The following is a 12,091-nucleotide window of genomic DNA, read 5'->3' on the forward strand; positions in this document are numbered from 1 at the left end:
TCCCCGCCATTGAAGCAGGCCTGCCCGTCGCCCGCAACTCGGCCAAGCGTCCTGCCATATGCTAGGAAGGCTGAGCTCGGTTGCGAAGGAATGAGGGGTTGCGAAATGAAAGAGCTCGTCGGCATTGCGGAACAGGTCGCGGCCAAATTGATCGCGCGCAAACAGACCATTGCGGTTGCCGAATCCTCCGCCGGCGGCCTGATCGCGGCCAGCCTGCTCGCGGTGCCCGGCGCATCCGCCTATTTCCTTGGTGGCGCGGTGGTCTATACCCGCGATGCCAGGCGCGTGCTGATGGATATTTCGGACGAAGGAATGAAGGGCCTTCGGTCCTCGTCGGAGCCCTATGCGCAATTGCTGGCCGAGCAGATGCGCAGCCGCTTTGGCTGCGACTGGGGCCTGTCCGAAACCGGCGCCGCCGGCCCCAGCGGCAACCGCTATGGCGATGCCGCCGGCCACAGCTGCATGGCAGTTGCGGGACCGGCGTCAGAGGTGATGACGCTAGAGACTGATAGCAACGAACGGCTCGCGAACATGCAGGTGTTTGCAGCGACGGCGCTGAAGTTGTTGTTGAGGAAGCTGGAGGGGTGACGCTGGCTGTGCGGACGAAGTTAGCCAGGACAAGCTCACCACAACACTGCTCATGCCCCGCGAAGGCGGGGCATCCAGTACGCTGGGCCCATGGATTGAACAACAACCGTCTCGGAGTACTGGATCGCCCCGTCAAGCCGGGCGATGACGACCGAATATGACGCGACAGCTACCTTCGCAGATGCCGCATGAAAATCCGCACCACATAGCCCGGAAATCGCGGCGCCTCGTCGTACAGATCCGACGCAATCCGCTCGATGGTCTCGCGCAGCGATAGGAATTGAGCCTGACGCGCGCTGCTTTCGGTGCCCTGCATGCCCGCGAGTTCGTCCATTGCAGCGTCGCTGATCTGGCACTGCACGACCTCACCGTCGTTCAGCATGGTGAAGCGAAAGGCCAGCCGTTCCAGATCATGGCCGATGATCTTGTCGCGCGTCAGCGGCATCCAATTGTCCCGTTCGCGCCCCCGAACGGGACAATGCTGAAAATCTGGCGCCCTGTCACTATCGGAACCAAAGGACATGGCTATCATCTGAAGCCCGTCAGCAGCACGGCTCGCTGAGCCGGCTGCGCTCCAGCCTCAGTAGACGAGCGCCGAGCCTGTCGGCTGATCCAGTGCCGCAGCCAGCGATCTATACTCCTGGCAATCGGTTCCGCAGATCGACGCAATTCGACCGAGGTGATAGAGCGCTTGCTCGCGATTGCCGCGCTCGAGCTGCCACAATCCATAATATTGCCACGTCAGCACGTGGTTCGGATCGGCCTTCAATGCGCGCTCGTACCAGGCCTGGGACTGCTCGTAGTCGCCGAGCTTGCGATAGGAGTAACCGATCAGGTTGGCGACGTTCGGATGGTCATCATGGCCAAGCGACTTCAATTGCGCGATCGCGGCAGCATAGTCGTTGCGCTCGTAGATGGTGTCATAGGCCATACGGTAGCCGGCCGCGAATGCAGGATCGCCGATGCTGGACTGGTTGTTCGGCTTCTTGCCTTTGTGTGTGGACTTGGCCCCCGGGCGCTTCGGATAGGTCGGCTGCGGCCTCTGATCCGAATAGGTGCTGCCAAACGGATCCGTGCCGGGGCCGCCGCCTCCGCCACCGCCGCCGCCGCCGCCGCCTCCTGCGGCAAGGGCCGGCGGGCTCAACGATGCTGCCGCAAACGTACCAAGCGCGACGAGTCTGATCATTGCTGTGATCATGTCTGTCTCCTGTACTGCTTCGAGCGACCCCGGACGAGGTGATAACCCTGCCTTGGCGGCAATATTCCGGGGCGCCGCGTTCACGGAGACGTCAGCGTTCGTACGACAGCTCTGTTGCCCTTTACTGAAATGCAACTTCCGCAAAGCTGCGGAGCTTGCGCGAATGCAGCCGTTCCGATTCCTGCTGCTTGAGCCGCTCCAGCGCCTTGAGGCCGATCTCGAGATGCTGGCCGACGCGGCGGCGGTAGAATTCACTGGCCATTCCGGCGAGCTTGATCTCGCCGTGCAGTGGCTTGTCGGAGACGCACAGCAGCGTGCCGTAGGGCACGCGGAAGCGGTAGCCGTTGGCGGCAATCGCAGCCGATTCCATGTCGAGCGCGACCGCGCGAGACTGCGACAGGCGGCGGATCACCTCCCGCCCGGAGATCTCCCAGTTGCGGTTGTCGACGCTCGCGACAGTGCCCGTGCGCATCAGGCGCTTGAGCTCGAAGCCTTCGAGACCGGTGACGTCCTCGACCGCCTCCTCGAGCGCGACCTGCATCTCGGCCAGCGCCGGGATCGGCACCCACAGCGGCAGCTCGCGGTCGAGCACATGGTCCTCGCGCACATAGCCGTGCGCGAGCACGTAGTCGCCGAGGCGCTGCGTGTTGCGCAGGCCCGCGCAATGGCCGAGCATCAACCAGGCATGCGGCCGCAGCACCGCGACGTGATCGGTGACGTTGCGCGCATTGGAGGGACCAGTGCCGATGTTGATCAGCGTGATGCCGCGATAGCCGGGTGCGGCCAGGTGGAAGGCCGGCATCTGCGGTGCGCGAGCCGGCGCGGTGCCGCTGATGGCGCCGCCGCTGGTCGTGATCACGTTGCCGGGCGCGATGAAAGCATCGAGCCCGGCTTCGCCGGACTGCAGCCGCTGCTGGCACGCTTGCGCGAATGCGTCGACATAGAACTGATAGTTGGTGAAGATGACGAAGTTCTGGAAATATTCGGGATCGGTGCCGGTGTAGTGATAAAGCCGGCGCAGCGAGTAATCGACGCGGGCGGCGCGGAACAGGGACAGCGGCTCCGGCGCGCCCGGCTGGAGCTCGAAGGTGCCGTCGGCGATCGAATCGTCCATGGTCGCGAGATCGGGCACGTCGAACGCATCGCGGAGCGAGCGTGTGACGAGCGACTTCTCGCTGGTGGTGATGGCGGCTTCGATATTGATGTCGCGGCGATAGGCGAAGTGGATCGGGATCGGTTCGGCGGACTCGCCGATCTCGACGGGCACGCCGTGGTTCTGGATCAAGAGGCCGATCTGCTCGGTGAGATAGCTGCGGAACAGATCCGGCCGCGTCACGCTGGTTTCATGCACGCCGGGACCGGCGACGAAGCCATAAGCAAGACGCGAATCCAGCCGCGCATGCGTCGCGGTGGTGAGACGGACGAAGGGATAGTAGGCGCGCACCCGCGTCGTGATCGCTTCGCCACCGACATAGGCCTCGAAACGTTCGCGCAGGAATTTCGTGTTGCGCTCGTAGATTTCCTCGAGGCGGGCAACGGCGAGGTCCGCCTCGGTGAAGGATTGGGTGGCGATGGAAGGAGGGGACTGCATGGTTCGACCGCCGTGTTGCTGGGTTTGAGTCGAACTATAGCAAAGAAGGCGGTGCCGTAGGGTGGGCAAAGCGAAGCGTGCCCACCAATATGCGCGTCGTAAGAAAGATGGTGGGCACGGCGCGTTGCGCCTTTGCCCACCCTACGAGACTTACCAGACTGCTTGCCCTCGCAGTATAGCAAACTGACAGCCAAGTCGTCATTGCGAGCGCAGCGAAGCAATCCAGAAATCTCGCCGCGGTGACAGCTGGATTGCTTCGCTGCGCTCGCAATGACGGGGAAGGCGAAGCGCTGTCGCGCGTCACTTCTCGCGGAATGCCCGCATCAGCTGGTCGTGAAACGGCTTCATCAGATAAGACAGCATGGTGCGGTCGCCGGTCTGGACGAAGGCTTCCACGGGCATGCCGGGAATCAATTTGACGTCGCCGAGACGGGCGAGCTCCTCGGCCGGCATCGATACGCGGATGGTGTAATAGCCTTGGCCGGTGCGCTGGTCGGTGGTGACGTCGGGCGAGACGCGGCTGACGAGGCCGTTGAGCTCTGGCGTGGTGCGCTGGTTGAACGCGGACAGGCGCAGCAGCGTCTTCTGGCCGATCTGGAGCTTGTCGATGTCGACCGGATTGACCTTGGCCTCGACCTGGAGATCGTCGGCCTGCGGCACGATCAGCATCAAGGTATCGCCGGCGGTGATGACGCCGCCGATCGTGTGCACCGTCGATTGCAGCACCATGCCGTCCTGCGGCGCGCGGATGTCGACGCGGCGGAGCTGGTCTTCGGCCGCGACCTTGCGCTCGATCAGCTCGCCGATCTTGTCGTTGGTCTCGCGCAGGTCCTTGGAGACCTCGCTGACCACGTCCTTGTCGATCTGGATGATCTGCAGCTCGGTCTCGGTAATCTTGCCCTTGGCCTGGGCGCGCGAGGCGATGTACTGCGCGCGCTCGCCGTTGAGACGGGCCGAGTCGCGCTCGAGCTGCGTCAGGCGCGAGATCTGCACCAGACGCTTGTCGTAGAGCTCGCGCACGCCGGTGAGCTCGTTCTGCACCAGCGCGATCTCCTGGTCCTTGGCCTTCTCCTGGGCGCTGAGACCGGCGATTTCCTCGTTGAGCTGCGTGATGCGCTCGCGAAGCTGCGCCTTCTGCCCGGTGCGGCCGTTGACGCGGACCTCGAACAGCTTGGTTTCTGCGGCGAGCAACGCCTTGACGTCGGGATCGCTCGCACGCTCGATGAGGGTTTGCGGGAATTCGATCCGGTCGAGCCCGCGCTGCTCGGCTTGCAGTCGCGCCGCACGCACCTGCGCGGCGTCGAGATTCTTGGTGACGATGGCAAGGTTGGCCTTGGTGACGGTGTCGTCGAGCCGCACGACGATGTCGCCGGACTTGACCAGGTCGCCGTCGCGGGCGCGCACCTCGCCGACCACGCCGCCGGTCGGATGCTGCACTTTCTTGACGTTGGATTCGACAACGATCTGGCCCGGCGCGATCAGCGCGCCCGAGATCAGGACGGTCGAGGCCCAGCCGCCGAGGCCGACCACCAGGACCACCACGATCGCGAGGCCGAGCATCAGGTGAAACTTGATGGAGTCGCGTACGGTCTTCTTCGCGGCCGCCTTCGTGCCGCCGATGGCCATCGTGCTCATGGCTTTGTGCTCATGGTTTGGCCACTCCGCCTTCGCTGACGATCTTGATCGGGGCCGGCGGCGTCACCCGCGGCTGCAGCACCTGGGCGAGCACCTGCTCCTTGGGGCCGAAGGTCTGCATGCGGCCGTCGCGCAACACCAGGATCTGGTCGACCGCCTCGACGCCGATCGGCCGGTGCGCCACCACGACGACGATGGCCCCGCGCTCGCGCGCCGCGCGGACGGCGCGGGTCAGCGCCTCGTCGCCTTCGGTGTCGAGATTGGAATTGGGCTCGTCGAGCACGATCAGGAAGGGGTTGCCGTAGAGCGCGCGCGCCAGCGCCACGCGCTGGGCCTGGCCCGCGGAGAGCGCGGCGCCCTGCTCGCCGACCTGCGTGTTGTAGCCCTCGCGCATCTTGATGATCATCTCGTGCACGCCGGCCTCCTTGGCCGCGGCGATGATCGCCTCGGAGGTGGCCTCGGGATCGAACCGGCTGATGTTCTGCGCGATGGTGCCGCCGAACAATTCGACGTCCTGCGGCAGATAGCCGATGTGGCGGCCGAGCGCGTCGCTCGACCATTGATCGAGCGCCGCGCCGTCGAGCCGCACCTTGCCGCGCACCGGCTGCCAGACCCCGACCAGCGCGCGGATCAGCGACGACTTGCCGGAGCCGCTCGGGCCGATCACGCCGAGGCCGTTGCCGGCGGTAAGCGCGAAGGTGACATCCTGCACCACGAGACGCTGATCGCCGGGCGGCACCATGGCGACGCCTTCGACCGAGAGCCGGCTGGTCGGCGCCTGCAACTGGGTCGGCGTCGCCTGCGCCGGCATCTGCTCCAGCAGGCGCGTCAGGCGATGCCAGCTCTGCCGCGCCGCGACGAAGGATTTCCAGTGCGCGATGGCGAGATCGACCGGCGCGAGCGCGCGGGCGGACAGGATCGAGCCGGCGATGATGATGCCGGCGGTCGCCTCCTGGTGGATGACGAGATAGGCGCCGACCGCGAGCACGGCCGATTGCAGCATCATGCGCAGCACCTTTGCGACCGCGCCGAGACCGCCGGCGACGTCGCTCGCCCGCTGATTTCCGGCGAGGTATTTTTCGTTGGCCTCGCTCCAGCGCTGGTTCATCCGGCCGGCCATCCCCATCGACACCATCACTTCGGCGTTGCGGCGGCTGGCCTGGGCGAGGTCGTTGCGCTGGGCGGCGAGGCCCATCGCCTCCTTGGCCGGCTGGCGGGACATGAACTCGGTCACCAGCGTCAGCCCGACCAGGATGACGGCGCCGACCAGCGCGGTGACGCCGATCATGACGTGGAAGGCAAAGCAGATGGCGAGATAGAGCGGCAGCCAGGGCAGGTCGAAGAACGCGCTCGGGCCCATGCCGCCGAGGAAGGAGCGGACATTGTCGAGATCGCGTAGCGGCTGCAGGCCCTCGTTGCGGCTGCCGACCAGCAGCGGCAGACGCACGATGGTGTCGAACACGCGCTTGTTGAGAGCCTCGTCGAGCGAGGTGCCGATCCGCCCCAGGATGCGGTTGCGGATCATGTCGAGCACGCCCTGCGCCATGTAGAGGAAGCTGGCGAGGATGATCAGGCCGACCAGGGTCGGGATGCTGCGGCTCGGCAGCACCCTGTCGTAGACCTCCAGCATGAAGATCGACCCGGTCAGATAGAGCAGGTTGATCATGCAGCTCATCAGGCCGACGCCGATGAAGGCCGTGCGACAAGCGCGCAAGGCATCACCGAGCTCCGAACGGCGGACGCCAGGGATGGCTGCCATCAGTCTGATCTCTTTCGGCTAAAGGGCAAAGCCCTGATTTCAAAGGCGATTCAAGGAGTACTCGCCTCGGATTAACATCTGTTTTCCAGCCGTCCGACACGGCCGAATTTAATCCGCGGCCTGATGGGCCACATCTACCCCCGACAGCCGTCCGCGCAAGTCCGGAATTTCACAGGCTTGCGGCTTTTTCTTGCAGGCTTTCAGCCGCTTCCGGGAAAGGTGCGGCTCGAGTTCCACTCAGCCGAAGGCGGAGCTAGAGCCGGCCCCCGCCGCGCACCAGCCGGACCACCAGCAGCAGGATGACCGCGCCGATCGCGGAATAGACGATCTCGGAGATCAGGCCGGTGCCGAGGCGGATTCCAAGCTTTGGAAACAGCAGGCTCGCCACCAGCGCACCGCAGATGCCGATCACGATGTCGCCGATAATGCCGAACCCGGCGCCCCGCACGATCTTGCCGGCGAGCCAGCCGGCGACGAGGCCGACGAACAGGATGACGAGCAGGCCTTCGTTGGAAATGTGCATCTGTGAGGTCCCTCTCCGTGAGCGGGGGCCATGGAACGGGAACCGGGATGAATGGGGTGTGAATGCTGGGAACGCTGGCGCCGCCCGCGTCAACTCATCCGAACTACGACCCCATGGTGACCGGCTCCGCCAGGACGCATCTGGCCGCCCGGCCCGGGCCGACCTCCACATTCCCCGGCAATTGCTCCAGGCAGCGCGGCTCGGCCAGCTTGCAGCGGGGAGCGAACGAGCAATTGTGCGGCTTCTCGGCCAGCGACGGCGGCGTTCCGGGGATGGTCTCCAGCCGCTGGCCCCGCTTGGCGCCGTGGATGGTGGAGGCGAGCAGGCCCTTGGCATAGAGATGCACGGGCGAGCGGACGATGTCGCGCAAGGTCCCCTGCTCCACGATCTGGCCGGCATACATCACCGCGACGCGGTCGCAGATCTCGATGGCGACGCCGATGTCGTGGGTGACGAAGATGACGGACATGCCGAACTCGCGCTGAAGCTCGCGCAGCAGCAACAGGATTTGGATCTGCACGGTGGCATCCAGCGCGGTGGTCGGCTCGTCCGCCAGAAGGATTTTTGGCCGGCAGGCCAGCGCCAGCGCAATCATGGCGCGTTGGCGCATGCCGCCCGACATTTCGTGCGGATAGGCATCGAGCCGGCGCCTGGCCGAGGGAATGCGCACGACCTCGAGCATTTCGAGCGCGCGTGCGCGTCCTTCCGCAAAACTCTTGCCTTCATGGCGCACCACGCTTTCGGCGATCTGCGCGCCGATCGTGTAGACCGGATCGAGCGCGAGCGCGGGCTCCTGAAAGATCATCGAGACAGTCTGGCCGCGGAACGACGACAGCTCCTCGTCGTTCATCGCGAGCACATCGCGGCCCATGACATTGACCGTGCCGGAGATCTGCGTGCGCTTCTTCGGCAGCAGCCGCATCAGCGCACGCAAGGTCACGCTCTTGCCCGAACCGGACTCGCCGAGCAGGCCCAGCACCTCGCTGTTGCCGAGCGAGAGGCTGAGGTCGTTCACGGCATAGACCGTGCGCTCGCCGGTGAAGCGGATGTTGAGGCCTGAGATCTCGACGAGGTTTGTCATGACGGCAGTTTCGGCAATCGGTCGTGATAGTCGGTCGCGCGCTGGAACGCGGCGCCGATGGTGAGCAGGGTGGCTTCGTCGAAAGAGCGGCCGATCAGCTGCATGCCGACCGGCAGGCCGGCCTTGGTGAAGCCCGATGGAATGGTCAGCGACGGCAGGCCCAGAAAGTTCACCGGGCGGGTGAACAGCGTGAGCCGCTGCAACAGCGCCGGCGCGTTCGGGCCGCCGCCGACGTCGCTCTCCTCGATCGTCGGCGCCGGCACCGGGGACGCCGGCGCGATCACCGCATCGACGCCTGCCGTCGCGGCATTGTGGGCCGCGAGCGCCGGCCCGCGCCAACGCATCGCCTCGATATAAGTGATGGCGGGAACGGCGAGGCCGTTCTGGAGGCGCATCAATGTCTGCGCGCCGTAATCCTGCGAACGCTCGATCAGCCAGCGCTTGTGGAAGGCGGCGGCTTCAGCGGCCAGCACGAGCTGGCTCGCCGCCTGCAATTGCCGCTGGTCCGGCAGCTCGACCTTGACGATGTCGGCGCCCTCGCGCTTGAGCACCGCAATGGTCTCGTCGAGCACGCGCGCGACCTCGCTGTCGAGATCGTCGACATAGTAGGTCGCGGGCACGCCGATCTTGAGGCCGTTCAGGGATCCCTTGGTCGCGGCGACGTAGTCCGAGAGAGGCTCGAGGCTCGCGGTCGGATCCTCCGGATCCGGGCCGGCCGTCAACGCCAGCAGCAGCGCGCAATCCTCCGCGGTGCGGGCGAGCGGGCCGACCGTGTCGAGCGATTGCGACAGCGGCATGGCGCCGGCGCGGCTGACGCGGCTCCAGGTGGTCTTGAGCCCCGTGACACCACAGAAATGCGAGGGCATGCGGATCGAGCCGCCGGTGTCGGAGCCGAGCGCGGCATAGGTCAGGCGCGCTGCAACCGCCGAGCCGGAGCCCGAGGACGAGCCACCTGTGATATGCGCCACGTTCCAGGGATTGCGCACCGGGCCGTAATGGCTGTTATGCCCGGTCGCACCATAGGCGAACTCGGCGAGATGCAGCGTGCCGAGCCGGATTTGGCCGGCGTCCTTCAGCCGCTGCAAGGCGGTCGACGTGACGTTCGGCACGAAATCGCGGCGGATCAGCGAGCCACAGGTCGCGACGTGGCCGGCATCGTAGTACATGTCCTTGTGCGCGAGCGGCACGCCATGCAGGGGACCACGGACATTGCCCTTGGCGAGCTCCGCATCGGCGGCATCCGCCGCTTTCAATGCAGTCTCGGCCTCGATCGACATGAAGGCGTTGAGATGCGGCTGCCACTGCGCGATGCGCTGCAGCAGCGCGCGCGTCGCTTCGTGCGAGGACACCTGCTTCATCGCGATCGCGCGCGCGACCTCGGTGAGAGTCATCAGAGCGGGCTCACGGCTCATTTCGACACCTTCTGCGTCTGCACGAGCACGTAAGTGGCGGGCTCCAGATCGAACGGCAGCGTGCCGGCGATGGCGGCGAAGCCTTCGAAGGCGGGGCCGATGGCGTTGGAGATGCGGGTCGCGATCTCGTCGTCCACAGGCACGCCGGCGGTGTGCGCGATCGGCTTGATCTCTTTCGGTGTCGGTCTCGTCATGCGGTATCTCCCCTGGGGGCACGGCTATGGCCCGAACCCGGTATCGCCATGTAGCACGCAGCCTCGTGGCCCATATTATCGAGCGCCGTGAGCTTTGGTGTCGCATTTGCGCAGAGCGGCTCCGCAAACGGGCAACGGGTGTGGAAGCGGCAGCCGGAGGGCGGATCGATCGGATTGGGCGGATCGCCCGTGATCGGCGGCGTCTCGATGCGGCTATCAGGATCGGAGGACGGCATCGCGGCGAGCAGCGCCCGGGTGTAGGGATGCGCCGGGCTGTCCCAGACCCGGTCGACCGGGCCGAGCTCGACGACCTCGCCGAGATACATCACCAGCACGCGGTCCGAGATGTAGCGGACGACGTTGAGGTCGTGGCTGATGAAGAGATAGGTGAGACCGAATTCGCGCTTGAGATCGGCGAGCAGGTTGAGCACCTGGGCCTCGACGGATTTGTCGAGCGCGGAGACGGCCTCGTCCAGGATCACCAGCCGCGGCGACAGCGCCAGCGCGCGCGCGATGTTGACGCGCTGGCGCTGGCCGCCGGAGATTTCGTGCGGGTAGCGGTTGGCGAAGTTTTCCGGGCGCAGGCCGACCTTGCCGAGCAGCTCGCGCGCCAGGTTGCGCGCCGCGCCGTCGGCCATGCCGTGAACCTTGGGGCCGAAGGCGATGGATTCCTCGATCGTCAGGCGCGGATTGAGCGAGGCGTAGGAGTCCTGGAACACCATCTGCATGCCGCGGCGCAGCTGGCGCAAGCTCAGCGACTGGCCGACGGTCATGCCGTCATAGATGATGTCGCCGTCATCGCGCGGCATCAGGTGCATCAGGAGCCGCGCGGTGGTGGACTTGCCGCAGCCGGACTCACCGACGATGCCGACGGTCTCGCCCTTGGCGACGGAGAAGGAGACATTGTCGACGGCACGCACGGTGCGTTTTGCGGCGAACAGGCCGCCGCGCACCGGAAAATGCTTGGTCAGGCCGTTGACCTGAAGCAGCGGCTGCGCGACGCCGCCGCGGTCCTCGACCGGCTCCAGCATGGCGACGGACGTGTTGCTCTCGCTCATGGCCGTTGTCCTTCACCTCTCCCCATCGGGGAGAGGTGTACGGAGGACGCCGCGACAGTGTGCTTGCGCATCATGATCTCTAGTTCCTGATGTCCATGGCGCTGCGCAGGCCGTCCGAAAGGAGATTGAAGCAGATCGAGACTGCGAAGATCATCGCGCCCGGCAAGGCTGCGACCCAAGGGTTGACGTAGATCGCGGTGCGCAGGGTGTTCAGCATCAGGCCCCATTCCGGCTCCGGCGGTTTGGTGCCGAGGCCGAGGAAGGACAGGCCGGCCGCCAGGATCATCGAGACCGAAATGAGGCTGGTGGCATAGACGAAGATCGCGCCCAGCACGTTGCCGAGGATGTGCACGCGCATGATGGTGAAGGCGCCCGCGCCGGAGGCACGCGCGGCCTCGACGAAGTCCATGTTGCGGACGCCTGTCGTGACGCTCTCGGCGACGCGGGTGATCTGCGGCACGAACACGATGGTGAGCGCCACGATGGAATTGAGGATGCCGGCGCCGAGCGCGCCGGAGATCGCGATCGCCAGCAGCACCGACGGGAAGGCGTAGAACACGTCCACCGTGCGCATGATCGCGGTGTTGAGCTTGCCGCCGACATAGCCCGCAATGATGCCGAGCGAGGTGCCGATGCAGAAGGCCAGGATCACCGGCAAAATGCCGATCACCAGCGACAGCCGGCCGCCATAGATCAGCCGCGCCAGCATGTCGCGGCCGAGCTCGTCGGTGCCGAGCGGATAGCCTGTGGTGCCGATGTGGCGGAGGCGGCGGATCATCGAACCCTTGTAGGGGTCTTCGAGACCGAGCCACGGCGCGAGGATCGCGGAGAGGAAGATCAGGAGCAGCACCAGCGCGCAGGCCATGCTGACCTTGTCGCGCATGATGCGGCGGCCGACGGTCGCCCAATAGCCCCGCGCCTTGGTGGCAGGCGCGGCCTGCAGCGCGGCATCGGCGGTGGCGGACAACGGAAGCTCGCTCATCGGCTGGCTCCTGTTGGGTATCGGTGTGGTCGGTGCGAGCCGCGGGCTCGGTACACCTCTCCCGCTTGCG

General features: G+C 65.9%; 12 protein-coding genes. 1 reads left to right on the top strand and 11 read right to left on the bottom strand.

Annotated elements, in window-relative coordinates; translation table 11 throughout:
• The first annotated feature begins 105 nt into the window (after positions 1–105).
• A complete protein-coding gene (locus ACNJYA_RS35605; protein WP_172787028.1) occupies positions 106–588 on the top strand; it encodes a CinA family protein in 483 nt (160 codons plus the stop codon).
• Positions 589–757: 169 nt separating this feature from the next.
• Here ACNJYA_RS35605 and ACNJYA_RS35610 read toward each other — a convergent pair whose 3' ends face one another.
• The 11 genes from ACNJYA_RS35610 to ACNJYA_RS35660 form a co-directional block, all read right to left on the bottom strand.
• On the bottom strand, positions 758–1,033 hold the full coding sequence (locus tag ACNJYA_RS35610; protein ID WP_172787027.1) for a DUF1488 family protein: 276 nt from the start codon (positions 1,031–1,033) through the stop codon (positions 758–760).
• A 135-nt stretch (positions 1,034–1,168) separates the two neighbouring features.
• Entirely contained in the window at positions 1,169–1,786 is a 618-nt protein-coding gene (locus ACNJYA_RS35615; RefSeq protein ID WP_172787026.1) for a tetratricopeptide repeat protein, read from the bottom strand.
• A 121-nt stretch (positions 1,787–1,907) separates the two neighbouring features.
• Positions 1,908–3,377 (bottom strand): AMP nucleosidase, encoded by a 1,470-nt coding sequence (locus ACNJYA_RS35620; protein ID WP_439401634.1) that lies wholly within the window; start codon positions 3,375–3,377, stop codon positions 1,908–1,910.
• A gap of 300 nt (positions 3,378–3,677) precedes the next feature.
• The gene (locus ACNJYA_RS35625) at positions 3,678–5,012 is read right to left on the bottom strand and encodes an HlyD family type I secretion periplasmic adaptor subunit (RefSeq protein WP_172787024.1); all 1,335 of its coding nucleotides are present in this window, start codon (positions 5,010–5,012) and stop codon (positions 3,678–3,680) included.
• 10 nt (positions 5,013–5,022) lie between these two features.
• Entirely contained in the window at positions 5,023–6,771 is a 1,749-nt protein-coding gene (locus tag ACNJYA_RS35630) for a type I secretion system permease/ATPase (protein WP_260381095.1), read from the bottom strand.
• Positions 6,772–7,024: 253 nt separating this feature from the next.
• Complete coding sequence (locus ACNJYA_RS35635; RefSeq protein ID WP_025033652.1) at positions 7,025–7,294, bottom strand: GlsB/YeaQ/YmgE family stress response membrane protein; 270 nt, start codon at positions 7,292–7,294, stop codon at positions 7,025–7,027.
• 103 nt (positions 7,295–7,397) lie between these two features.
• Positions 7,398–8,375 carry an ABC transporter ATP-binding protein gene (locus tag ACNJYA_RS35640; protein ID WP_439401635.1) on the bottom strand — a complete coding sequence of 326 codons (978 nt, stop codon included), beginning with the start codon at positions 8,373–8,375 and terminating at the stop codon, positions 7,398–7,400.
• Positions 8,372–9,787, bottom strand: a complete 1,416-nt coding sequence (locus ACNJYA_RS35645; RefSeq protein ID WP_172787021.1) for an amidase — start codon at positions 9,785–9,787, stop codon at positions 8,372–8,374. Before ACNJYA_RS35645 ends, ACNJYA_RS35640 begins: the two co-directional genes overlap by 4 nt.
• On the bottom strand, positions 9,784–9,981 hold the full coding sequence (locus ACNJYA_RS35650; protein WP_439401636.1) for a hypothetical protein: 198 nt from the start codon (positions 9,979–9,981) through the stop codon (positions 9,784–9,786). The genes ACNJYA_RS35645 and ACNJYA_RS35650 overlap by 4 nt, the downstream gene beginning before the upstream one ends.
• Entirely contained in the window at positions 9,978–11,039 is a 1,062-nt protein-coding gene (locus ACNJYA_RS35655; protein ID WP_439401637.1) for an ABC transporter ATP-binding protein, read from the bottom strand. Before ACNJYA_RS35655 ends, ACNJYA_RS35650 begins: the two co-directional genes overlap by 4 nt.
• 79 nt (positions 11,040–11,118) lie before the next feature.
• Positions 11,119–12,021 (bottom strand): ABC transporter permease, encoded by a 903-nt coding sequence (locus ACNJYA_RS35660; protein WP_057028343.1) that lies wholly within the window; start codon positions 12,019–12,021, stop codon positions 11,119–11,121.
• Between the last annotated feature and the right edge of the window lie 70 nt (positions 12,022–12,091).

It is taken from the genome of Bradyrhizobium sp. BLXBL-01 (assembly GCF_051853025.1).
Lineage (GTDB): Bacteria > Pseudomonadota > Alphaproteobacteria > Rhizobiales > Xanthobacteraceae > Bradyrhizobium.

Coding starts and splice junctions, on each gene's coding strand:
- ACNJYA_RS35605 (WP_172787028.1), top strand. CDS start 106: ATGAAAGAGCTCGTCGGCATTGCGGAACAGGTCGCGGCCAAATTGATC.
- ACNJYA_RS35610 (WP_172787027.1), bottom strand. CDS start 1,033: ATGCCGCTGACGCGCGACAAGATCATCGGCCATGATCTGGAACGGCTG.
- ACNJYA_RS35615 (WP_172787026.1), bottom strand. CDS start 1,786: ATGATCACAGCAATGATCAGACTCGTCGCGCTTGGTACGTTTGCGGCA.
- ACNJYA_RS35620 (WP_439401634.1), bottom strand. CDS start 3,377: ATGCAGTCCCCTCCTTCCATCGCCACCCAATCCTTCACCGAGGCGGAC.
- ACNJYA_RS35625 (WP_172787024.1), bottom strand. CDS start 5,012: ATGAGCACGATGGCCATCGGCGGCACGAAGGCGGCCGCGAAGAAGACC.
- ACNJYA_RS35630 (WP_260381095.1), bottom strand. CDS start 6,771: ATGGCAGCCATCCCTGGCGTCCGCCGTTCGGAGCTCGGTGATGCCTTG.
- ACNJYA_RS35635 (WP_025033652.1), bottom strand. CDS start 7,294: ATGCACATTTCCAACGAAGGCCTGCTCGTCATCCTGTTCGTCGGCCTC.
- ACNJYA_RS35640 (WP_439401635.1), bottom strand. CDS start 8,375: ATGACAAACCTCGTCGAGATCTCAGGCCTCAACATCCGCTTCACCGGC.
- ACNJYA_RS35645 (WP_172787021.1), bottom strand. CDS start 9,787: ATGAGCCGTGAGCCCGCTCTGATGACTCTCACCGAGGTCGCGCGCGCG.
- ACNJYA_RS35650 (WP_439401636.1), bottom strand. CDS start 9,981: ATGACGAGACCGACACCGAAAGAGATCAAGCCGATCGCGCACACCGCC.
- ACNJYA_RS35655 (WP_439401637.1), bottom strand. CDS start 11,039: ATGAGCGAGAGCAACACGTCCGTCGCCATGCTGGAGCCGGTCGAGGAC.
- ACNJYA_RS35660 (WP_057028343.1), bottom strand. CDS start 12,021: ATGAGCGAGCTTCCGTTGTCCGCCACCGCCGATGCCGCGCTGCAGGCC.